The 21080-nt window shown below is 63.0% G+C and carries 24 protein-coding genes; 12 read left to right on the top strand and 12 right to left on the bottom strand.

Annotated features, from left to right (window positions below):
• Window positions 1-147: 147 nt before the first annotated feature.
• The 6 genes from BMY19_RS29445 to BMY19_RS29420 all read left to right on the top strand — a co-directional run bounded on the left by BMY19_RS29445 (window position 148) and on the right by BMY19_RS29420 (window position 5580).
• Window positions 148-408 carry a hypothetical protein gene (locus BMY19_RS29445; RefSeq protein ID WP_100253812.1) on the top strand — a complete coding sequence of 87 codons (261 nt, stop codon included), beginning with the start codon at window positions 148-150 and terminating at the stop codon, window positions 406-408.
• Window positions 405-605: a hypothetical protein gene (locus BMY19_RS29440; protein ID WP_042674848.1), complete on the top strand. Its 201-nt coding sequence runs from the start codon at window positions 405-407 to the stop codon at window positions 603-605. Before BMY19_RS29445 ends, BMY19_RS29440 begins: the two co-directional genes overlap by 4 nt.
• 375 nt (window positions 606-980) lie before the next feature.
• The gene (locus BMY19_RS29435) at window positions 981-1355 is read left to right on the top strand and encodes a response regulator (protein WP_083916298.1); all 375 of its coding nucleotides are present in this window, start codon (window positions 981-983) and stop codon (window positions 1353-1355) included.
• Window positions 1356-2422: 1067 nt separating this feature from the next.
• The gene (locus BMY19_RS29430; RefSeq protein WP_100253811.1) at window positions 2423-4114 is read left to right on the top strand and encodes a methyl-accepting chemotaxis protein; all 1692 of its coding nucleotides are present in this window, start codon (window positions 2423-2425) and stop codon (window positions 4112-4114) included.
• A 7-nt stretch (window positions 4115-4121) separates the two neighbouring features.
• Entirely contained in the window at window positions 4122-4469 is a 348-nt protein-coding gene (locus BMY19_RS29425; protein WP_100253810.1) for a hypothetical protein, read from the top strand.
• Between the two features lie 58 nt (window positions 4470-4527).
• On the top strand, window positions 4528-5580 hold the full coding sequence (locus BMY19_RS29420) for an HD-GYP domain-containing protein (protein ID WP_244535072.1): 1053 nt from the start codon (window positions 4528-4530) through the stop codon (window positions 5578-5580).
• Window positions 5581-6066: 486 nt separating this feature from the next.
• Here BMY19_RS29420 and BMY19_RS29415 read toward each other — a convergent pair whose 3' ends face one another.
• The 4 genes from BMY19_RS29415 to BMY19_RS29400 form a co-directional block, all read right to left on the bottom strand.
• A complete protein-coding gene (locus BMY19_RS29415; protein WP_244535071.1) occupies window positions 6067-6453 on the bottom strand; it encodes a hypothetical protein in 387 nt (128 codons plus the stop codon).
• Window positions 6454-6973: 520 nt separating this feature from the next.
• Window positions 6974-8623 carry a porin gene (locus tag BMY19_RS29410; RefSeq protein WP_100253807.1) on the bottom strand — a complete coding sequence of 550 codons (1650 nt, stop codon included), beginning with the start codon at window positions 8621-8623 and terminating at the stop codon, window positions 6974-6976.
• Between the two features lie 839 nt (window positions 8624-9462).
• A complete protein-coding gene (locus tag BMY19_RS29405) occupies window positions 9463-9912 on the bottom strand; it encodes a Ros/MucR family transcriptional regulator (RefSeq protein ID WP_100253806.1) in 450 nt (149 codons plus the stop codon).
• 344 nt (window positions 9913-10256) lie between these two features.
• Window positions 10257-10475, bottom strand: coding sequence for a hypothetical protein (locus BMY19_RS29400; protein ID WP_210186940.1), 219 nt, complete (start codon window positions 10473-10475; stop codon window positions 10257-10259).
• A gap of 598 nt (window positions 10476-11073) precedes the next feature.
• On the opposite strand from BMY19_RS29400, the gene BMY19_RS29395 reads away from it, so the two are divergent.
• Both BMY19_RS29395 and BMY19_RS29390 read left to right on the top strand, forming a co-directional pair.
• Window positions 11074-11253, top strand: a complete 180-nt coding sequence (locus tag BMY19_RS29395) for a hypothetical protein (protein ID WP_100253805.1) — start codon at window positions 11074-11076, stop codon at window positions 11251-11253.
• A gap of 133 nt (window positions 11254-11386) precedes the next feature.
• Complete coding sequence (locus BMY19_RS29390; protein WP_139215739.1) at window positions 11387-11656, top strand: hypothetical protein; 270 nt, start codon at window positions 11387-11389, stop codon at window positions 11654-11656.
• Between the two features lie 30 nt (window positions 11657-11686).
• On the opposite strand, the gene BMY19_RS29385 is transcribed toward BMY19_RS29390, so the two are convergent.
• Window positions 11687-12524 (bottom strand): IS5 family transposase gene (locus BMY19_RS29385; RefSeq protein ID WP_100253815.1). Its coding sequence is split into 2 segments (ribosomal slippage): window positions 11687-12166 and window positions 12168-12524, totalling 837 coding nucleotides; the frame shifts between segments, so codons are not numbered across the junction.
• Between the two features lie 448 nt (window positions 12525-12972).
• Between BMY19_RS29385 and BMY19_RS30685 the strand changes: the two genes are divergently transcribed.
• Complete coding sequence (locus tag BMY19_RS30685) at window positions 12973-13668, top strand: hypothetical protein (RefSeq protein ID WP_139215738.1); 696 nt, start codon at window positions 12973-12975, stop codon at window positions 13666-13668.
• A 183-nt stretch (window positions 13669-13851) separates the two neighbouring features.
• Here the strand turns inward: BMY19_RS30685 and BMY19_RS29380 are convergent, their stop codons facing one another.
• Together BMY19_RS29380 and BMY19_RS29375 are read right to left on the bottom strand one after the other, a co-directional pair.
• Window positions 13852-14082 carry a DUF6894 family protein gene (locus tag BMY19_RS29380; protein ID WP_100253803.1) on the bottom strand — a complete coding sequence of 77 codons (231 nt, stop codon included), beginning with the start codon at window positions 14080-14082 and terminating at the stop codon, window positions 13852-13854.
• 182 nt (window positions 14083-14264) lie between these two features.
• The gene (locus tag BMY19_RS29375) at window positions 14265-14480 is read right to left on the bottom strand and encodes a DUF6894 family protein (protein ID WP_100253802.1); all 216 of its coding nucleotides are present in this window, start codon (window positions 14478-14480) and stop codon (window positions 14265-14267) included.
• Between the two features lie 866 nt (window positions 14481-15346).
• Between BMY19_RS29375 and BMY19_RS29365 the strand changes: the two genes are divergently transcribed.
• The 3 genes from BMY19_RS29365 (at window position 15347) to BMY19_RS29360 (ending at window position 18786) form a co-directional block, all read left to right on the top strand.
• Entirely contained in the window at window positions 15347-17002 is a 1656-nt protein-coding gene (locus tag BMY19_RS29365; protein WP_170863083.1) for a glycosyltransferase family 61 protein, read from the top strand.
• 424 nt (window positions 17003-17426) lie between these two features.
• Window positions 17427-17774, top strand: coding sequence for a hypothetical protein (locus tag BMY19_RS30680; RefSeq protein WP_139215737.1), 348 nt, complete (start codon window positions 17427-17429; stop codon window positions 17772-17774).
• Between the two features lies 1 nt (window position 17775).
• Window positions 17776-18786 carry a DUF1796 family putative cysteine peptidase gene (locus BMY19_RS29360; protein WP_100253800.1) on the top strand — a complete coding sequence of 337 codons (1011 nt, stop codon included), beginning with the start codon at window positions 17776-17778 and terminating at the stop codon, window positions 18784-18786.
• Between the two features lie 277 nt (window positions 18787-19063).
• Here BMY19_RS29360 and BMY19_RS29355 read toward each other — a convergent pair whose 3' ends face one another.
• From BMY19_RS29355 to BMY19_RS29340, 5 genes are all read right to left on the bottom strand, one after another.
• Complete coding sequence (locus BMY19_RS29355; protein WP_100253799.1) at window positions 19064-19444, bottom strand: hypothetical protein; 381 nt, start codon at window positions 19442-19444, stop codon at window positions 19064-19066.
• On the bottom strand, window positions 19419-19985 hold the full coding sequence (locus BMY19_RS31085; RefSeq protein ID WP_244535070.1) for a hypothetical protein: 567 nt from the start codon (window positions 19983-19985) through the stop codon (window positions 19419-19421). The genes BMY19_RS29355 and BMY19_RS31085 overlap by 26 nt, the downstream gene beginning before the upstream one ends.
• Window positions 19986-20040: 55 nt before the next feature.
• The gene (locus BMY19_RS29345; protein WP_100253798.1) at window positions 20041-20580 is read right to left on the bottom strand and encodes a hypothetical protein; all 540 of its coding nucleotides are present in this window, start codon (window positions 20578-20580) and stop codon (window positions 20041-20043) included.
• 2 nt (window positions 20581-20582) lie between these two features.
• The gene (locus BMY19_RS31080) at window positions 20583-20750 is read right to left on the bottom strand and encodes a hypothetical protein (RefSeq protein ID WP_170863082.1); all 168 of its coding nucleotides are present in this window, start codon (window positions 20748-20750) and stop codon (window positions 20583-20585) included.
• 39 nt (window positions 20751-20789) lie between these two features.
• On the bottom strand, window positions 20790-21080 hold a 291-nt coding region (locus tag BMY19_RS29340; protein ID WP_139215736.1), incomplete at its 5' end, for an integrase core domain-containing protein.

Below are 21080 nucleotides of genomic sequence, written 5' to 3'. Positions count from 1 at the left end.
CCGGCCCGTGCGCGGCTTCTGCGGAGGCAGCAGCGGGGCGATCTGCTCCCACTGCGCGTCGGTCAGTTCAAAGCGTCGCATCAAGCCCACATGGGCCTGACCACCCAGCCTGTGAACCCCTTTGCAGAGACGCCCTAGGCCGTCGCCATGGCGAGAGAACCCCCGACCGTTTCCGAGCTGCGCAAGGCCGCAGAGGTCACTGATCAGGAGATCGACGCCGCGGTCGACGCGGTGCTCGCCGACCTCGCCACCGAATCGTACCCGCTGGCGAAGGGCTGCACCCTCGACCTCGTCGAGACACTCCGCACGAATACCCGCGCCGCCGAGGCGCTGAGCACCGACAAGGCCGCCTGGAAGCGCAACATGGTCCAGACCGCGATCCTGCTGGCGCACCCGGTGAAGGGATGAGCGGCGACACCGATCCCGACCGCACGGCGACCGTCGATCGTCTGATGGAGCGGCTGAGCGGCTTCGCGCAGGGAATCGGGATAAGCGGCATCGAGGCGCGCCAGATAATCAAGCGCGTGATCGCGTCCGACCCGTCAGCGGGCGACGGCGACCTGATGGCCAAGGCGCGCACGTGGATGCTAATCGCTCTGGGGTAGCGGCATGAGCGAAGAGGCCGACCCAAGTCCATCAAATGTATGATGGCCTGGCCTCCCGCTCGGGCTACCCGGCGTTCATGACCGACGACACTGACCCGGTTCTCGAAGCCATCGCCGGGCTGCCGGCGTCGCGGTGACGCCGATCGGCGACGAGCTTGAATGCTGGCAGATCGGCGACTTCCTATTTTCGGACGCGGACCTGTGGCGCCTCGCCGCCAGCCGCGGACTCGTCGAGGATGGGCGACCTTGAGATCTGCCGGCGGCAGAGCTACCCCGAAACAGGCGTCAGAGCGAGCGGCTCAAAACATCTTTTGATGGCGATGCAAGCGGTGTCGGCAATTTAATCTCGCCGATCAATCGCGTGAGAAGCAGCCAATGGCTAAAGATTTCCTCGCCGGTCATCGCGTTCTCGTCGTCGAGGATGACTATTTTATCGCCAGCGACCTAAAAGGAGAGCTGGTTGCTGCTGGCGCGACGGTTATTGGACCTGCTCCATCGGTAGAGGCCGCGCTTGATCTTCTCGAAGAGGACAGGCCCGACGCTGCGATCCTTGACGTGAACTTGCTCGATGAAAAGGTCTTTCCGGTGGCGGATGCTTTGACATCGGACGGTGTACCGTTCTGCTTCATGAGCGGCTACGATCGACGAGGTATGCCCGAACGATACGCTACGGCGTGCTGGCTACAGAAGCCGCTCGGGCGACCGAAGTTGATGTCGGAACTCCGGCGCCTCCTTGATAGGGCGGCGTAATCGCGAGCCGAAGACTGGCCGAGGAGGGCGACTCGCGGTAGCCCGGTGCCATGCCGAAAGCCCCATCGCCTCGAGGCGGCCGGCCGCGCCAGGATCTCCGCCCGCGCGTGCTGGCGGCGCTGAAGTCTGAGACGGCGACCGCCGGCGCGCTGCTCCGAAGACCGATCATCCTGAAGGCTCCTCAAGACACCCGCGAGCTGAAAAGTGACGATCAAGGGGCTCCCTCGATCACTTCGCCGGAGCATGGCTTGAGACGTATTGGCTCGCACAGCTCCTTGCGAGAGACGCGTTAAGTTGAGCGAGCCTACAGTCGCGACCTCGATTTTGGCCTGAAACGGGGCATCTTCAAGCCGCTCCAGCTCGATTAGCAGACTGCGATCGCAGAGCGTTTCGCGCCAGATCTTAAAACTGTCTTGTCTATGCATTCCTTCTGTTGAGAACAGGGTCTGCATCTCGGTTGTCCGGGGCGGCGCCATCAAATCAGGTGATTTGAGAAAGACTCATTACAGGCAAGCGCGTCAAGCAATATTTGGCGCCGGTCGTCAAATGCATTGAACACGGTGATCGCAGGAAGAAGGCTTTCAACGGGGCCGCCTAGGCAGCAGGATTGCAGATTTCTTTTTTATTCACCAGCTCCCGATCCGGAGCTCTCGGTCCACGGCCATGCCGGTCGCCGCGGCGGACCACCCCAACTGCCTCAAACTCATGAGTCGCGCGCCCCACGGGCGCACTGGCTGTTATCTCGGCAGATTTGCCGACATGCTTGAATTGCAGATCTTCCACGCGGCGTCTCAGGAAGTTGCTTTGGTGCACAATGGGGTGCCCAGGGAGGAAGCCGCCTGCATAGCCCCTGGGGTATCGAGTTGAATCGCCATCCAATCCGAATGAAACCCATTCTTCGCAGCCCGCTCGCGGCACATATTGTCGCACCAGACCAAAGTTTTTTCGGGCCTCAATGACCGATTTCGTGTCATAAACGGGAGCCGTTCTATATTGATTTTAATTATCTCTTAGTCCCTACATCGGTAGATGTTCACTGGTTTCGTTATGTCGCCCGGTGTCACATCATGCTGCGCAGCACCAAGGTTCTCTTTAAGTCGATCGCTCCTATCCTATTGATGGCGGCAGTGGCCGCCGCTCTGATTGTCTACGCCACTGCCAATCTTGACGCCCTCGCAAGACAGACGCGGGAGATTGTCGACCTTCAAGCAGTTCGGCTCGAGAAGATCCTAGGCGTCCGGGTCAGTGTGAACGAGGCCGCAGTCCAGGCCCGAAATATCATCATAGAGACACGCCAGGACGAAATGGCCAAATACCGGGAACGCTATAACGATGCGGTTAAGGCGACCCTCGATGATGTGAACACGCTGATCGCGCTGGCTGACTCCCCCGATCGCAAGGCAACGAACCAGTCGCTCAAGGGCTTGCTCGAGAACTTCTTCGCCGCGTTGGACAAGTCGAATGCCCTCGGTCTCAGCAACGATAACGACGCTGCCATCCGCGTCCTATTGACCGATGGGGGCGTGGCCCGCGGCAAGGTCCGGGACTTCGTTCAAGGGCGCATCGATCGCTTGACGGCCGAGTTGCGGCAGGCGCGCGACAATGCCGAGCAGGCGGCGGCAACGACGATGGTGGTCCTGATTGCCGCTGCTGCGGTTGGTCTTCTCGGTACGGTCGCCCTGTCTGCCCTGATCGTCGTATTCGGTATCACGCGCCCGCTCGCCAGCCTCGTCGGTGTTCTGCAGCGCATGGCCCGCGGCGAGGTCGACGCCGAGATCCGGGAGGCCGCCCGCGGCGACGAGATCGGCGCCGTCGGCAAGGCGGTCGAGGGCATCAAGGCCATGGTCGCCCGCAAGGCCGCCGAGGAGGCCGAGGTCAAGCGCCGCGCCGACGCGGCCGCCGCCGCCGAGCGCCGCCGCACCATGGTCGAGCTCGCCGACGGCTTCGAGCGCGCCGTCGGCGGGATCGTCGGCATGGTCTCGTCGTCGGCCACCGAGCTCCAGGCCACCGCCCAGCAGATGACCGCCACCGCCCAGGAGACGGCGAGCCAGTCGACCACCGTCGCGGCCGCCGCAGAGGAGGCCGCCACCAACGTCAACACAGTCGCGGCCGCGGCCGAAGAGCTCGGCTCCTCCGTCCAGGAGATCGGCCGGCAGGTGCAGGGCTCGGCCCATCTCGCCCAGGCCGCCGTGGGCGCGGCCGATGAGACCGCCCACCTCGTCCAGGCGCTCAGCCAGACCGCCGTGCGGATCGGCGACCTGGTCGGGATGATCTCCGGCATCGCCGGCCAGACCAACTTGCTGGCGCTCAACGCCACGATCGAGGCGGCGCGCGCGGGCGCGGCGGGGCGGGGCTTCGCAGTGGTGGCCACCGAGGTGAAGGCGCTGGCCGAGCAGACCGCCAAGGCGACCGAGGAGATCGCGCGCCAGATCGGCGAGGTTCAGGGTGTGACCGCGCGGGCGGTGACGGCGATCGGCGGGATCACGGGCCGGATCCGGGAGATCGACAGCGTCGCGACCTCGATCGCGGCCGCCGTCGAGGAGCAGGGGGCGGCGACCCAGGAGATCGTGCGCAACGTCAGCCAGGCGGCGGTAGGCGCCAGCGAGGTTACGGGCAACATCGCGGGCGTGGCACAGGCTTCGGAGGAGACGGGGGCGGCCGCCGGCCAGGTCCTGTCGGCGGCCTCGGAGCTGTCGCGGCAATCCGAGCATCTCGGCGCTGAAGTCAGCCGCTTCCTCGCCACCGTCCGCGCCGCCTGAGGTCACCATGCCCGAGATCCGCGTCCTCTCGGTCCGAACCCGCCGCCCGGACCAGTCCGACCGACTGCACGCGGAACTCGCTGCCGCGTACGCGCGTGGCACGGATCTCGGCCCCCGAGCCCCCCACATTCAGGCTGGTGGCGACACGCTGCTCGAACTGACCCGCGCCTTTCAACGCGCGATCGGAGACCTGGATCTCACGTTGATTGAGCCCGGTCTCCAGGATCCGGACATGCATGAAGCCCTGCGAGGCTTCGTCGTCAAGGCGGAGGGCCTCGCCAACACCGCACAGAGCTTCGCGAGCAGCGCACAGGGCCTCGCCAACACGGCCCATCGATTTCCGGCCGCGCTCTGACTGCGCCCACGACTTGGGACCGAGCACAGGACCGGGCAATCATCCGATGGAGGCCGGCTTGGGCAGGCTGTTGTTGATCTCTGACGACTTGGCCCGGACCGGCCGCCTTGCGCGGTCCCTCGGCCCAACCCGGCGCTGTACCGTCCAGGACCTGTACGATGACAGCCTGCCGTCGGTGCAGCCGGATCTGATCGTCGGCGACGTCGCCCAACTCACCTCCGAGGCGATTCTGCGCCTGCGGCGGATGCTGGAGCCGCTGCGCGCGGCTGGCGCCCCTTTCCTGTTCCTGACCCACGGCAACGCCGCCCGCGCCGAGGCCCAGGCTCGACTCCTCGCTCCCACCGACATCCTCCCGGCCCTGACCATGCTCGAGCGTCTGCTGACTCGGATCGACCGCCTTCTGGAGGTCGGTGGCTCCGCCGTCGCTGCCCGGATGGCGGACGAGGCCCGGCAGTTCTTCGACAGGACCTTCTTCTCCGGCCAGATGGTCACGCCCGAGCCCGCGAGCACCGGCACTGGCCTGATCGCCAGAGCCGTGCAGCATTGTGGCCTCCGCGAGTGGATCGGGGCGGTACAGCGCTTCGACGAGGCCACGCACCGGCACTGCCTGATCGTCACTGGTCTCGCCGCCGCCTTCGCGACCAAGCTCGGCTTTGTCGAGCTGGACAGCTACCGCCTGACCAAGGCGGCGCTGCTGCACGACGTCGGCAAGACCCGGATCTCGACCGCGATCCTGAACAAGCCCGGGCGGCTCACCGACGAAGAGATGGCGGTGATGCGCACGCACGCGGCGCTGGGCTACGACATGCTGGTGGATAGCGGCTTCTCGCCGGAGATGCTGCAGGTGGTCCGCTCGCATCATGAGATGCTCGACGGTTCGGGCTACCCGGACGGGCTGCGGGCATCCGAGATCCCGGACCTCGTCCGACTGGTGACGATCTGCGACATCTACGGCGCGCTGATCGAGCGGAGGCCCTACCGGGCACCGATGCCGGGCGTGGAGGCCTACGGGATCGTGCAGTCTATGACAGGCCAGCTCGACCCTGATCTGGTCATGGCATTCCGCCCAGTGATGACCACGTTTGATCCGGCCGGCACTGCTGCAGCCTAGGATCGGAATTAAGTGGGACAGCGACGTCCGCTTCGATGCGCTTGCTGCTCCAGAGCGGACCGCCGGCTTTCCACCCTAAGCGGTCCTCCGGCTTTCGACCCGATCCGGCCGCCGGGACCCCCGCCAGCACTTCTCCAGAGCGGTCGTTCATCGGCCCTTCGGCGGCTACAGCTCAGGGCGGAAAGCGGTCGGTCCGGCAGCGCTATTTGCAGTATTACGGCATCGAGTTAGGGTCGCCGGGCCAATGCTTCGTAGGGTCGTCGCGTTCGCCTGACGCACTTGCCAGCCATCGCCTTCGACCAAGACGGCGCGGCTTCTGAGAAAGGTAGAAAACTGCGGCTAAAACATCCAGAGCCACCGCGACGCCAATAACCACTAGCAATGCCTCATACATCGCGCCGCTCCAAGACCGTGGTCTATCTTACGATCGGCCAATCCCATTGTCTCATCCACCCACTGAAGCTTGCTAAAGTTGGAAATTGAGCTTCATGCGTCCATGGTATTTGGCGCACCCGGCTGGAGGGTGATTGAGACGGAGCGCGCAGGGATCAGACCATCCAAGCCGTAGCAGGGCTCAAGCTCGATCTCGATGTCTCTTGGTAGCGGATCGAGAGCAAGATGACCCCGCCGCTCTGGGCGGTCAGGCGCGCGGCGCAGGATCAGCCCACCGATGACGTTCTGTTGGCTGAAACCATCGAGTTGCAGGTCCATAATCCCGTCGAGGGCAAACGACACGATGGCCTGCCGTTCGAGCACAAGGAAGCCACCCTCGCCGACCTTGTCCGTCGTGATCCAACCATGAAGGCGTAGCGTGCTCTGCCCTTTGCGTCGAAGATCGAGGCTCAAAATCTCAGCGTCGTGGAAGCTCGACACGCGACCCAACCAACGCAGAAGCTCCGCGCCACCGGACACCTCATGGTAGATCGTTTCGTCCTGTTCGGCCGCCCTGCAGAACATTCAGCCATGGCCACGAAGGATCTGCAATGGTTCGGGAGCGAGCGGAGCAACCACGTCCGCTTCCTTACCTTATCGCCCGTTAGCAGACCGGCAGAAAAGCACCCAACCTAGCCGTTCAGTGGCGCCAGCCAGCGAGGCCGGAAGTGGCCGTACGCGGAATGGCTGCTTCGGAGCAGGTGTGCCGGAAAAGCGGACGGCCTCATATCGACCCGACGCAGCCGCTCAATGCGGCTAACACCATTCCCGAAAGCGGACCTCTGATCTGGTGATGTTATCCAGTTACTCCGAGGCCTGTTTATCCGGAGCTTCACGGAGTGGATGTCGGTCTATCAAGGGACAAAAAAGCCCGGCCGTTAGGCCGGGCTTAGTAGGGTCCCGTTGCTCGGGGACATCAAGACCAGGAAGCTTTGGAGAGCGAACCGGTCTCAATCTGGGATTAGATGTCGCGCTGGACGCGGAAGCGGAAGGTGGACACGCTGTCCGCCGTCGTGGTCCGCGGCACGAAGGTGCCGTTGTTGATGCCGGCGACGTTCGCGTAGGCCGTCGGGGTCTTGTCGCGGTCGATCACGCGGCCGTTCTTGACGCCGACCTGGGTGTAGAAGCCCTCGACGCCGATATCGAGGTCCTTGACCGGCGACCAGATGATGCTGCCGCCCGCCACGAACTGGTAGGTGTCGCGCAGCGCCTCGCTCAGCTGGAAGAACCGGGTGCCCGGCACGCCGACGGCGTTCACGCCGAAGGAGTTGGCACCGGCCGGATTGGCGAGCGAGAACGCCGCGCCCTGCGCCAGACGGGCACCGCTGCCGTAGCTCATCTCACCGTACGACCCGAAGAAGGCCGAGCGCCACTCCGGCGACCAGTAGTGGAGGTAAGACACTGTGGCGGTGAAGCTGGTCGACTGCTCGAGTCGGCCCGAGAACGGGTTGATCGTCGCGTCGACCATGTACTGCGCGAACTTCTGCCCCTGGATGGTGGCCGGGTTCTGCGAGTAGCAGCCGCTGAAGGCGCAGTAGCCGGTGTACATCTGGGCACCGGAGCCGTAGGCGCCCTGCAGGTAGAGGGCGTCGCCCGGCGCGATGAACGGCGTGTTGATCTTCAGGCCGCCCTGCACCGCCCAGCCGTACGAGTTGCTGGTGTGGGGGATGCTGATGTTCGAACCGGTGCCGGTGCCGGCGCCGCTCTGCACGTTGCCGACGTTCAGCTCGTGAACGGCGGCCGAGACCTGAGCCGAGCCCCAGGCCTGGTCGAGGCGCAGGGCGCCGACGAAGTCGGGCATGCGCGAGCGCTGAATCGCGTCGACGAAGCTGTACCGGGTCGGCACGCCGCCGGTGTAGCCGATGAACACCTCGGCGGGCGCGGCCGTCTGAGCGAAGTTCTGGATCGTCGCGTTAACGGTGGCGCCGCCCGGGTTGTTGGTCTGCGAGAAGATCGGGCTGCGGCGGAAGACCGGATCTTCGACCGAGATCGTGGCGGACAGGCCGTTGCCGAGCGTGGCCGTGTAGGCGAGCAGGTTGGTCGAGGCGACGTCGGAGCCGAGCGTATTGCCGATGATTTCGAAGTCGTGGGCGTAGAAGTCGAAGAACGACGAGGCGCGACCGGCGGTCATGCCGGCGAACTGGATGAAGGCCTTGTCGACGTTCACGAACTGCTGGGCGCGACCGAACTGGTCGATGCCGAGGCCCGGGAAGGCCTGGGCGATGCGCTGCTGGGTGCCGGAGGTGCCGACGCCGGAGTAGCCGGTGCGGGATCCGGTATCGAGGCGCACGAAGGCGCGCAGGGTGCCGTAGGCGGTCTGGGTGCGGGCATCGAGGTTGATGCGCATCCGGCCCTGGTAGCCCGACGTGTCACCGTTGGTGCCCTGCCGCGAGTAGCTGGTCATGTAGCCGCCCTCGAACCGGGCGCGGCCGGAGAGACGCAGGCAGGTGTCGGTGCCGGGGATGTAGAAGAAGCCGGCGCCGTACGCGCCGCAGACGCGGACGTACTCGATCGGGACCGCCTTCTTGACCGGGAGGTCGGCGGCGTGGGCTGCGCCTACGGCCGCGAACGCGGCAGCAGACCCGAGCAGCGAGTGCTTCAAAAACCTCATCGATATCCCCAAAACTTCGAGACCCATCTCGTGGCGACGTTCGTTTCCCGGATCACGCCTGTTCATTTGTTGGTTGGGCCCGCGTCTTGGTGGCTGGCTCCAGCAAGCTCTCACGTTGAGGAGGCCCGCTGCTTTCAGATCATGCCGGAAAGATTCCGGACAGCAATGCCATTTAATCCCGAAATATATCTCTCTCAGGGCGCGGTATTTTCGCAACACTAGGTTTGCCGGCTCTACCGGAGGTGTGATCGTGAGTTCGATCGGACGCGGGGAGCGACGCACATGAAAAACCATTACAAATGAGATACTTGCCAATTTTGCATCGCAGCATGACAACCCATGTTAGAACGGTATGGCAAGGCCGCGAATGTTTCTGAAGAGAAATATAGAACGTTCGAAGGCAGATGATGAGTGCGATGTACTGCGTCTCTCACTTAGACCGGACCCGGCCGAAGTCGCCTCTCCTTGGCGCTCATCCGCCATGTGAGTCGCGACAGGATCGGATGCGAGACGTAGATAAATCGCGCCTCGACCATTCAAGAATGGCAGTGAGTTTCTAAGGTGATCGTGGTAGACGCTAGAGATCTCGAAGAAGCTTCTGGAGCTTGCGTTGGGTGTCCTGAAGGCTTGCTAGGCGCCAAAAAGCCGAGCGGATCTTGGTCGCTGGCCGGAGCGCGCGCATGCCCGATCAGAATAGGTCGGACACCGCAGCGAAGGCTGTCTGTTTACGTGCCTTCGCTGCCCGGAAGCGGACGGGCAGGAAACCACCCTGATCAGCCATCTCGCTTCGGCCCCTTCGCAAACTCCACGACTGGGCACGAAGCTTTGCAAAGCACCCGCTATCCGGCTGCGCCTTTTGGACCGGGATCGCGCTGATACCGAGCCTGCACCAAGCTACTGGCGATCCGAGATCGCTTCTCGGAGTAGCCAGGGGCCACCATCGGGTAGTCGTGAGGAAGGCCCCATTTCGCCCGGTAGGTCTCCGGCGTCAGGCAACGGGTCGTTAGGTGCCGCTTGAGCGTCTTGTAGCGCTTGCCATCCTCGAAACTGATCAGCGCATCGTGAGTGATCGAGCTTCGAATCTCCGTCTGCGTAGCTTTTCCAGCGCCTTCAGCGGGTGGCGCCTCGGAGACCTCAAGGCTGATAAGAGCATCAGCGGCGATCGCGATCAGCGCAGTCAGATCCGATGTCGGGACGTTGTTGTGCCTGACGTACGCACTCACCAGAGCGGCGGTCATACGTGTGTAGTCGACCGATGAGCCTACGCCGGCGATCCTGATTTGGTTCATGGTGCCCCCACCAGTGGTAGAACCTCTGCGGGATAGCACAAGTCGATCGCTCACAATCTTAATCGCCGAAGATTGTATCTAATTGTTGCATTAGCGGCACATATGTATATTTAAGGCTGATTGTTCTGGATGAATCTCTATCAGAAGCAGATGATGAGTCACGACCATCTCTTTGTGTAAATCTAGACAATTGCCGCGTCTCGCTCGTAGCCTGAGTTTAACTTGGCTCTCAGATGACCGGGGCAGCGATGGCTGCTTCTCCGGTTTTTCGCGCGAGAACGGATCTGCTTGAAACCGCCCGTCCGAAAGCGATCGATTGCGCTCGATGGAGTACCCGAGAGCCGTCACGAAAGCGGTGTACTCGCCAACCTTTGCGGCAGCTCCCGCTTCCGCACGATCCGCGCTCGATCTCGAAGGGTGATCTCGTTCGTTGGCCACTCCAGGCAGGCGGCCTCGAACGCGGCGATCGCCACGGTCAGCGGGTAGATCATGGCGAGGTGCAGCTCGAGCTTGCCGCCGATCCGGTCCCAGACCTCGATCGTGTAGGGGACGCCAGGCGGCAACGGCGGGATTTGCTTGGCGGCCGGCGGCGTGCTTCGAGGTGTTCGCGCCGACGATCTTCGCGACCGGTCGACGAATGTGAATGGCCGCCGATTTCGGCTGTCAGGCCATCGGTTTGCGGGGGAATCGCGGTTGGATCAGAGCAGGCCGCTCAACCTGGGTGCAGCCGACATCTTGCCTGCAGCATCGCAGGTCACTTGGCGCTCTCGCTCAGTGAGAGCGTGCGAGCGAGTGCCAGTAGCTTCTGCCGGTTCGCGGGTACGTTGAGCCCATGCCAAAGCCGCAGCAGCTCACAAGCATCACGAGCTTCAATCTCCAGAGGCTCGTTGCTCAGAAGCGCAGCAGGCTGAACGTCAAGTGCAGCTGCGATGCGACTGAGAAGCTCGCTGCTTTGGGCGGGGCCCATGGGTCCTTGATCTGCCTCGCTCATGACCACCAACGTCAGATCCTACGACACGAAGGCGTCGACCAACCCAGCGGTCGAAGGGATGCCCTGCCTGCTCTCATAGGCTCTACCTAGGTGCGATGAACTGCCACACATTAATCACTTAGAAATTGAATCTTAGGGAGCCAGTTCCGTCTGCGCACTGGGGGCGAGCGATGACGGCAGGGGACGATTTCGAGGCGATGGCACAGGCCTGCATCGCCAATTACGAAAAGATCCTCCGCTACGGCCCGCCGGAAATGCAGACTGCGTCGCGCATGCTGCTCTACGCCCTAGTCGAGGAGATCCACCGACGCGAGCAGGCCATGGCTGCCGTGAACGACGATGAGAACTAGCGCCCTTTGGCCGCGATCTCCCAGGTTTGACTCGGGGTGCCACTTAAGGGTTTCGAAACCGATCAAACATGAGGCGGCGAACCAAAATCAGTCTGATCGGTTGGCCCAGCCTTCAGATCGAGCGGGATGCGCAGTGGCTTCGTCGAGATCGCAGCTGGAGACCGTTGGCGATCTTCTTCACGCTGGAATGATCACGCGGTCTCAACTCAATGTCGCGATCGAGGCATTTATCGCCAATCCGAAGATCGGCGCCTTCGAACTTGCCCCCGGCTGCATCGTCGACCTCACGGCGGCCGTGAAGGTGGATCGGCATGCGACAGCGACCTTCAAAGAGCCGACGGCCAAGGCCGGCAGCCGGCGGGCAGCAATCAGATCCGCGCTCCAAGTCGCTCGCCCGATCTAGGGCTGACGGCACTAGGGCGTCTCTGCAAACTCATGTGAGCCAGAGCATGGTCATGCCAAGGGTGACCATGGCGAGGTAGTTGGCAGCCCGCTTCTCGTAGCGGGTGGCGATGCGGCGATACTGTTTGAGGCGGTTGATCAGCCGCTCGACCTTGTTGCGCTCGCGGTACGCGGCCTTGTCAAAGTCGGGCTGACGCGGCTGGTCCTTGCGGGTCGGGATGACCGGCTCGATCCGACGCTGCCTGAGTCGACAACGCGCCGGCGGACTGGAGTAACCCCGGTCCCCTGCCGTCCTACGGGGCGGCAGGCGCGGGCGGCCTCGCCCCGAGCGTGGCACCGCGGCCTTGTCCATCAAGGCGTCCAGTGCGAACTGCTCGTGCCTTTCGCCGGCCGTCAGCACCGCCGCGATCGGCTTGCCGCCGCCCTCGGCGCGCAGATGCAGCTTGGTGGAGAACCCGCCCTGGCTGCGCCCGAGCGCTTCGCCCACGCCTTCGACGGTCGCCTCACCCCCCGATGGCGCCGGACCGGCGCGCCCCGGCGGCGTGCTGGTGGGCGCGCACCACCGTGGCGTCCACGAAGTGTAGGTCCCAGTCGAGGTCGCCGCGCGCGTCCGCCTGCGCCTGCAGCCGCCGCAGCACCCGGTCGAACACGCCGGCCTTGCGCCAGCGGTAGAACCGGCTCGACACGGTTCCGACCGCCCCGTAGCGGGCTGGCAGGTCCTCCCAGGGAGCACCGGTACGCAGGATCCAGAGCATGCCGTCGAGCACTTGGCGGTGATCCTCCGCAGGCCGGCCCGTGCGCGGCTTCTGCGGAGGCAGCAGCGGGGCGATCTGCTCCCACTGCGCGTCGGTCAGTTCAAAGCGTCGCATCAAGCCCACATGGGGCCGATCCCGCGGCCTGTGAACCCCTTTGCAGAGACGCCCTAGCCCCGTCTCAATCGGCCTGAGCAGCATCAATCAGCACGGCGAGGCGTGCTCGGACGGGCGCTCGATCTGGTCGCGCCAGGAGGCGACGGTGGGCGGAAGGTCGGCGGCAGTGAGGCTGGCTGACATGTCCGCGGCGGTACGGACGTAAGGTTAACAAAAAGCGGCTAGGCAGCTTGTGCGATTTGAATATCCCGGTCATCCTGAGATGCAAGATCCGACTTATGAGTTGAATAAAGCATGCAGTTCGCGGACACAGATTTCAATCTAAAATCACTTTTTTCGACGATCTCTACGATATCGTTTGGTTTGGTAGATAGCAAACCAAAGCATCGCCGCAGCAATAGCTCCCCATGCCCCAACTCCGATCGCCAACGCAATTAGGGAGGCGGTCATGTTGTGGGGTTTCTCTCTCGGCTTCTGGCAGACCGTTGTCTTCTGGCTTTGGTTCGTAACGGCAAGCGCGGGAGCTCTCGCGGTCGCGGCGTCGTTCGGATCGTCTGTGATCTCCTACTACATCAGTGACGCGACCGAAACAGCTGCCAAAATCGAAATCAGCAAAGCTAAATCAGACGCGGGCGCTGCCAATAGAGCTGCCGGCGAAGCAAATGAGAGAGCAGGAAAAGCGAACGAAAGAGCAGCGGAAGCATTGGCCAGAGCGGAACACGAAGCGCTGGAGCGTGCCAGATTAGAAGCTCAGTTTGCCTGGAGGCGAATTGGTCAGGCGGCCGGCAAAAAGGCAATTGACGCATTGTCGAAAAATCCAGGAAGTATAAATATAGTCGTCATCAACGGGGATCCAGAGGTTTCATTTTACGCGCACCAAATCGTTGGCATATTCGAAGTTGCAAGGTGGGAGGTTAACACGAGCTTCCATATCATTGGTGGCTTTATTCCGTTTCAGGCGGCGATACGGCCAAGCAGAAACCCGCGTGAATACGAAGCCTTGAATGCGCTGCACGATGCTGGCGTCTTGTTCTTATTGCAGGATTTCCCTCTCGGCGCCGCATACACCGGTAACATGAAAAGCGATGCGGACGTCGACTTTTTCGTGGGCTCTAAAATTTCGATGGGACCACAGCCACGGTAATCTCTGGCAACGAAGCAAATACTTTAGTCCGAAAGAATCCGCTGATCAATTTGTATAGAATTTCGTCAGTGCTACCTTCCTCGAAATCGGCATCATACGGCGTGGCTCAAAAGGCTAATCCCGCCCCGATCTGCTCACGGGGCGGGGAAGCGTCCGATCTCACCAGCGTGTGAGCCGAGCGCCCTACGGATCCGTAATGTCGATGCTGGCCCGCGCCTGCATCACCAAGCGGCCATCTTCATCGCAGGCACGCGCGCTGCACTCCGTTGCCCCGTCGTTCGCGCTTTCATCGTGGAGAATGGCCGTCAGCGTCCTCCGAAGAATGGTGCGCAGTTCCTCCCGGCCGGATAGCTCCACGCCCTCCTCGTCCTCGACTTCGTGGCCATTGGCTGTGCTGATGAAGTAGCGCGACACTCACGCCTCCGGATCAAGGAGCCCCCCTCTGGCTCAAACCCGAGGTGCCGCAGACGGTTCGCTGATTGCTGCCGGGACGCAACTTGGCCAAGCGATCAGAGAGGGCACCGATCACCGGTTCAATCGAACGGGTCCTGTTCGCTAGGAGAGATTGAGAGTTCTCCCAGCCAGAGGCCAGCGAACTATACGGTGGCTGTGTAGACAGTTGCGTTGGCGGCATTGCGAACGACAACCGTAAAGGCTTGAGTTTCGCCATTCTCGGGAATGATTTCTTTGGCCATGAGCGACAAAGCTCGCACGGCCTCATTCCGTATCATTTCACGATCACTGCATTCAAAGCCTATAGGGTCGCGCAGGAACGCCTGCCCATCGTGAAAATCAAAAAAGAGGCGTGACATGACAGTCCCCGCTGATGGGCGGGAGCGCACGTCACTCTCGGCCGCCAGCGCCCGAGGCAATCTGCCAGCGATGGTCTACCGTCGCACAATGGCGCCTCGTTCACACTCACCTGGGTCAGCGCGAGCCGATGAAAGCCCCGTCCGGCTGTGCCGGCGGGGCTGAAGGTGTGGAGTCTCGCTGGCGGGATAGCAGCGTAGCGGGCGCCGCGACATCAGCCGTTCGGGGGGTGCGAGGCACAAAAAAACCCGTGCCGGAGGACCGGGCGGGCTCGGATCAACGGGAGATGCTGCCAGGCAGGACTATGCGGCCAAGCGCATCGCAGGCGCATCGGGACGGCAGGTAGCTGCTTCGGCCGCACGAGCCATAGCCGCGCGCGCGTCCCATCCGCCGAGACCTGCGGCTCTCCCCTCAAGGATCGTCGTCTCGAGGCTTGAAGGCGCCGCCGTCATGGGGCGGGGCAAGGTGGGTTGCCGGCTGGGCACCATGGCTCTCGCTGTTGCAGCGCAGCAGTGCACTCGAATGGTTACCGGCATGTCTCCGCGGGGCGTGCGCGCGAGTATGTGATGCGGCGACCGACGGATGGAAAGGCCCCGCGCGGCCGTGCCGACGGGGCCGATAGGCTCAGCGCTATCGCCTTTAGGATGTTGCCAGCACCATAATATCCACCTAGGGCTGCACCAAGATCGTGCGAGCGCGGTCCTGGCTGGGTATACAGATGGGCGTCTTCAGACGGACAAAAATTGCTCTTATTCGGTCCTTAATGGACCGCCAGTTTTACCAAGACCGGTATCCAGATGTTGTTGCTAGTGGCGCAGATCTGGCAGAACATTTCGCTGATTACGGTTTGGGCGAACCCATTCGTTCCTTGAGCAAGCGCTTCGAAGCCGCGTTGTTGATTGCCTCACCCGCGGTCCTGTTCGCGCTCGCCTATCGCGGCAAGCGCCGAACGGACATTGAGGATATCTACGCCGAGCAGATGCGTCGATCGTGCGGGCGCGGTAGCGCTGTGCGCGGCTTTCTCTGCTACGCAACTACCCAAGCCTTGATCGGAATCCACGGCGTGCGCGGACGCGCCGGACGCGACGCCGCTGCGCAGGAGCGACGGGCGTCGGTCCTGCGATTGCAGGAGTGCCTCGCGGAATTCTCGCGCCGGTCCCCCCGCGACCACGATCGCGCGAAAGCCGCGTTCGAAGGCCTGACGGTGGTGCCGGTCCTATTGCGGGCGTTCGGCGCGTCGAAGTCGCCGCAGGATCGCGATCGGTACATTGAGACCGTTGTGGACCGCGCCCGCACCGCCTACCGCGCGGACAGGCGACTGCTCTACTGGCTCTACGAACGCGCCCTCGCCAGACTGACGCACGGACCCGCCGCCGGCGGCGGTGTCAGGCCTGGCGCCTTCGTCGCTCGCCAAGTCCATCCGTCGACCCTGTCGGCAGCCGACTGTTCCGCAAATCCTGCGTTCCGATTCGCGGAGGGGACGCCGATCGGCCAGCCGCATCTGTTCGGTCAGCCGCACGAGCCGAACATCACGCACCTCCCCGATCGACCGATCCGCTTCCCGAGCTTGATCGACGCGACGCTCTTTGCCCGGTCCAACACTGTCCTCCTGTCGAGCGGCGGCGCCCTCAATGAGACCGGCGGCAGTCCTCAGCAGGAGCGCAAGGTGCTCCACGCCTCGGATCGGATCGTCATCGGAAAGTCTGGCACGAGCTTCGCCCTCGATATCAGCGGATACGATATCATCGAGCTCGACCGCGCCGTCATGCTGTGCGGCGTCGCGAGCAACGCGTATGGGCACTGGCTGTCCGACTACATCTCGCGGCTCGAATTTCTGGAACAGCACGCGAGCTTCTCAGCCTCGACGATCGTCGTCGACGATGACATGCCGCAGTCGCATTACGATCTGCTCGGCCTGATCACGACGAACGACGTCTACAGGCTTCCGCGCTCCGGTGCGGTACGCGCCCGCAGGCTATTGTATTCCTGCCCCCTGACCTTCTTTCCCGTCCACCTGATGCCGCACCGGATGCAGATCAATGCGCTGAACGCGGTCAATCCTCAGTCCTACCGGTTCATCAAGGCGCGCGTGGAGCGTGGACTCCCGAAGCCGTCTGGACCGCACCGCAAGATATTCCTCTCGCGCAGGACCAGCACATGGCGTCGTCTCGTGAACGATACGGATGTCGCGGGGCTGCTTTCGAAAAAGGGCTACGAGACGATCATCATCGAGAACTACGACTTTGCGGAGCAAGTCCGGATATTCCAGGAAGCCAGCCACATCGTCGCGGCCAATGGATCGGCGCTTCAGAACGTCATCTTCTGCGATCCGTCGGTGAGACTACTCATCCTCGCGCACCCCGAGCTCAACAATTGGGGCGCTTTCAACGCGCAAGTGGGAGCTCTTGGCTTCCAAATGGAGTTTCTTTGCGGACACCCTGCAAATGTCGGCGGTGTGCATGCGGATTATGAGATCCCGCTGCCCATCTTGGCTGATGCGGTCGATAAGCTTCGACATCCGTGAAGCCCAGATCCGAAAAGAAAAACCGCCGCGGCCGGAGCCGGGCGGTTCAAGGTGGTTCGTGCTGAGGACCAGAAGGCCAGACTACGCGCAGGCGGCCCAGCGGTTCCGATCAGATTCGCGCCGCCGCTCGTGCCCCCCTCGGGCGGATCAGCCGTTCGTTGGCCTGTGTCCGAGGTGCCGCTGCTCCTGCCAAATTGCCCCTTGAGCGATGAGCGCCCGGCAAAAAACAACCTGTGATAATTTACGCCGCTGCAACGTATGATAGGCGGCGCGCCCTGAGGTTTGCATCTTTAAGGGCGACTGGATGAGTGCGGGCGCAGATCAAGTCGGCTCATCCTCGGGTTGGGTGTCGATCGAGACAGCCCCCGATGCCGACTCCAGCGCTCGGGTGTGGGTACTCGGCGGGCGCTACAGGGAGCCGACGTTGATGTGGGCGAATGGCGCCTACTGGCGCTTCGAGGCTCAGGCCCTCCCGGGATGCAGCAGAACCCGCACGCTCTGGCATGCGAATGCGGGCGGCTCGACGCCGCCCGAGATGCCGCCGCAGGAGATGATCGCTGCTCATGCCGTAGCGGTGCCGGCGGACGAACCGGATCCGATCTCGAAAGCTAGGGCCATCTTGGAAGAGACCGATCCGAACCTGGGCACGCCGATGGAGTACGTCGGCTATCTTCGCAATCGCGGAGACGGCGAAAACAAAGCCAAGGCGGATCGTATCGAGAAGGCGATGCGTGATTTAGCTTCGGAACGCGCGACAAGAAGTGCTGCTTAATATGTACGGCCTCGCATTTCCATTTAGCAAGGTTATTAGCCTCGGCGCTCATTGCGCCGTGCGATACCAAATAGATCGAGTGTTCGGCAAAGCTGGCTCAGGTCCGTTTGAATGGACAGTCTCTCCATTTCAGTCTGTCATTGACGCAATAGAGAGCCGGTTTGAGGAGATCGGGCGCAATATCGTTGCCATATCCGATGGCCATTCGACCGTCGATGGCAGATATCGAATTTGCTATCATCACGAGTTTCAGCGCGATGCGAATGATAAGGCCGTTGTAGACGTCCCTTCGCTTGTCAATTTACGTTCGAAGATGCAGCACAAGTCCCGGTCGTTCGAGAGAAATGTCTCCGCGGGAACAGTTCTTTTTGTCCGCTATGGCAGCGAAAAGACCGATGCTATTGCCAACATCGGCTTAGAAGATGAACCGATGAGATACTCTCGCCTCAACGAATTAGCGGGCGTAATCGGCAAAACTTATCCGGAAACTCGATTTAAGATCGCTTACGTCCATCACGCCAACGTCTGGGGTGATATGATCCGCGACGAAAACCTCGATGAGCGGGTCGATGTTTTTACATTTGATTGGATCGGAGGCACGGAGTGGACCGGCAATCAAGATAGATGGGATCGGATATTCGGCCACTACACCAGCGTCGAGGTTGGCGCGCCTTCCGCCATTCATGAGGAAGGTCGGCAGATCAGCGGCGGCGATGACCGATCCATCGTGATCAGATTGGACCGCGCATTTCATCCGCACGCTGCGGCATCTGCCCCAGTAAAGCCCGCGCACCCGCGCCAAATCAGCCCAGTATATACTGAGCGGATGCAAACTGCTCTGAATGAAGCGTCGTTCCTTAAAGACAAAATCGACGCCATGCTGGTCGATCAGCAAAATCAACTAGCCGAAATAATACTTGGATCGGTAGACGAAAGCCGCCGTGTCATCGGGATGGTCAGCTACGAATTGCATCGGCTTCAATCGGAGGGCCGGAAGTCTCATGGCGGGTGATACGCCGCGGGATGCGTTCGTAACTGGAGAGACGGTTGTGAGGAAGGCAGCCGTTGACGCGCGCCTCGACGAGGCGGTCCGAGCTGGCGCGCCTATTCGAGAGGTCTACGACCTGATCCAGGAATCGGCCTGACTGTTCGAGGCGCTGGAGTTGCGCCGGGACGGCTTGTGCCGCGACGCAGACCCGAAGCCCGGCGAGGCTTGAGCCACCCCAAAACGACAAAGCCCGCCGCGGCGGTGAGCCGGGCGGGCTGGACGTTCTCCTGTCTGGTTTCGGTCAGCGCCTTCCTCGAGGCTGCCGGCCGTGGTCGTCCTCCCACCGGTCCATGACCTCGGTGAACCGGGTCAGCGCGGCCGTCATCTGGCTGGTGTGTTGTGCCTCCTCGGAAGCCGTGTCCGCGACGATGGCAGCGGTCAGACCGTTGATCGCCTTGGCGAGGTCCGCAAGAGCGATGCTGTCGAACACGGCCCCGCCGGAGACAGCGCTGATGTCGCGCGCGACCTCGGGCTTCATCGCTTCGGCCGCCCTCACCTCTTTCCTGTAGCCCCACCACTCCTTCATGAAGCCGGTCAGCGGGACCAGCACCACCGCGACCGCGCCCAACAGGGCGATGACGATTCCCGGCCACCCGTCAAGCTGCTGTGCTGTTGCCGGCACTGGCCCTTCTCCGTTTCCTGAAGCCGAAGGTGTCTTCCGCAGCCATGTCGCCGGCCGCCCGGCCGGATGAGTGCAGCTCGGCAATCGCGAAGACGGAGTAGATGCCGGCGCTCAGCGAGAGCGGCGGGAAAGCCATGGCGAACCCGAGGGCCATGGCGAGCCAGAACAGGAAGCCGCCCAGGCAGCCGAGCGTCCGGATGAACGACGTCTCCCGGCCGCGCCGCCCGTTGATGTAGAGGGCGGTGATCCGGGCGGTGCCGACCGCCAGGGCGATCACACCGGCCGTCGACTCGCTGACGTAGGAGGTGATGATCCGGTACTGCGGACCGACGAAGGTCGGCCACAGCATCAAGCACGTCAGGCCGACCACCCACATGATCACCGAGAACCAGATCTCGGCCCATCGGGTCTGCCCGTAGCGGACGGCGCGCCGGATCCTAGCGTCGATCGCGGGGTCAGGGTCGTACTGTCTCATGGTGAGGATGCGGCACACGACTGGCGCGGACACGAGACGCGCCGCTGTGGGGATCTGGTAGGCCATGGGGCTCTCCTCGGGCGTGAGGGCTTCGGTAGAGCCCGGCGAGTGAATGCGGGGATCAGCGGCGCGTGGCCGCCGGCAGGAGCGCGGTGATCTGCGTGTCCTTGACCTGCGAGGAGCGGGACGAGCCGAGCCAGAAGGCGATGGCAGTGCCGAGCGCGAGGTTCGCGGCGCCGTAGGCCTGGCTCAGGAGCTGGTAGACACGCTCGGGGATCTCGGCCTGGACGAAGTAGAGCGCGATCGTCAGCGTGATCCAGGACGCGATGATGAGCAGGGTCAGGATCGCGGGCATGTTCTGCACCCACGAGTGGCTCTGCACGAGCGCGATCTGCATGGCCCGGGCGTTGGCGATGTCGGCGAGCTCGGCCTCCCGGCCCTTGGTCTCCGCCTCGATCTGCGCCAGCTTCACGGCCGCCGCGTTCGGATCTGCCGCGATCGCCTGAGACACCGCCTGCGGGGTCGGCTCGACGCCCAGCGCCGCCGCCACACCCTTGCCGACGAGGCCGCCGATGGTGCTGCCCAGCGGGCCACCGAACAGGCCGCCCAGCGCGGGGAGCCCGATCTGCGCGAGCTGACCCGCGATGCTCTGCCATTCCATGATCAGGCTGCCTTCTTCGAGAACAGGGCCTTGAGCGACGCCCAGAGGCCGCCCGTCTGGACGGTCGGACCGGCCGGCGCGGCGGGGACGGTCGATGGGAGCACGGGCGAGCCGCTGTTGCGCGGCGCGGCCGCCACGAGGGGCGGCGTGGGGACGACAGCCGGAACCATCGCAATGACCTGCCCCCACGAGGTGGTCCGAGTTCAAAATTAGTGCAGGGTCGGCCTCTGCTCTACGGGTAGCTTGGCCGCCGGAGCCGGTCGGGCGAGCGCAGTCGGGCAAGCGGTCGTGGCTGGCACGAACACCTCCGGCGCTGGTGGCTTGTAGCCAAGCGCACCGTGCGGGCGGATCGTGTTGTAGTGCCGACGCCAGCTTTCGATGATGATCTGTGCCTCCTTCAGGGTGTAGAAAATCTCGCCGTTCAGGAGTTCATCCCGCAATCGCGCGTTGAAGCTTTCGACAAAGCCGTTCTCCCACGGTGAGCCTGGCGCGATGTAGGC

The organism is Methylobacterium sp. UNC300MFChir4.1, assembly GCF_900110155.1.
GTDB lineage: Bacteria > Pseudomonadota > Alphaproteobacteria > Rhizobiales > Beijerinckiaceae > Methylobacterium.
The sequence above is the reverse complement of the archived record's forward strand: the minus strand, read 5'-3'. Positions and strand labels throughout refer to the sequence as shown.

Excerpts from the sequence above, each read along its gene's own strand:
- BMY19_RS29405 (WP_100253806.1), bottom strand. The coding sequence starts at position 9,912 with ATGAACCAAATCAGGATCGCCGGCGTAGGCTCATCGGTCGACTACACA.
- BMY19_RS31085 (WP_244535070.1), bottom strand. The coding sequence starts at position 19,985 with ATGGCCTACCAGATCCCCACAGCGGCGCGTCTCGTGTCCGCGCCAGTC.
- BMY19_RS31080 (WP_170863082.1), bottom strand. The coding sequence starts at position 20,750 with ATGGTTCCGGCTGTCGTCCCCACGCCGCCCCTCGTGGCGGCCGCGCCG.
- BMY19_RS29440 (WP_042674848.1), top strand. The coding sequence starts at position 405 with ATGAGCGGCGACACCGATCCCGACCGCACGGCGACCGTCGATCGTCTG.
- BMY19_RS30685 (WP_139215738.1), top strand. The coding sequence starts at position 12,973 with ATGTTGTGGGGTTTCTCTCTCGGCTTCTGGCAGACCGTTGTCTTCTGG.
- BMY19_RS29345 (WP_100253798.1), bottom strand. The coding sequence starts at position 20,580 with ATGGAATGGCAGAGCATCGCGGGTCAGCTCGCGCAGATCGGGCTCCCC.
- BMY19_RS29430 (WP_100253811.1), top strand. The coding sequence starts at position 2,423 with ATGCTGCGCAGCACCAAGGTTCTCTTTAAGTCGATCGCTCCTATCCTA.
- BMY19_RS29425 (WP_100253810.1), top strand. The coding sequence starts at position 4,122 with ATGCCCGAGATCCGCGTCCTCTCGGTCCGAACCCGCCGCCCGGACCAG.
- BMY19_RS29435 (WP_083916298.1), top strand. The coding sequence starts at position 981 with ATGGCTAAAGATTTCCTCGCCGGTCATCGCGTTCTCGTCGTCGAGGAT.
- BMY19_RS29375 (WP_100253802.1), bottom strand. The coding sequence starts at position 14,480 with ATGTCACGCCTCTTTTTTGATTTTCACGATGGGCAGGCGTTCCTGCGC.
- BMY19_RS29360 (WP_100253800.1), top strand. The coding sequence starts at position 17,776 with ATGTACGGCCTCGCATTTCCATTTAGCAAGGTTATTAGCCTCGGCGCT.
- BMY19_RS29395 (WP_100253805.1), top strand. The coding sequence starts at position 11,074 with ATGACGGCAGGGGACGATTTCGAGGCGATGGCACAGGCCTGCATCGCC.
- BMY19_RS29445 (WP_100253812.1), top strand. The coding sequence starts at position 148 with ATGGCGAGAGAACCCCCGACCGTTTCCGAGCTGCGCAAGGCCGCAGAG.
- BMY19_RS29410 (WP_100253807.1), bottom strand. The coding sequence starts at position 8,623 with ATGAGGTTTTTGAAGCACTCGCTGCTCGGGTCTGCTGCCGCGTTCGCG.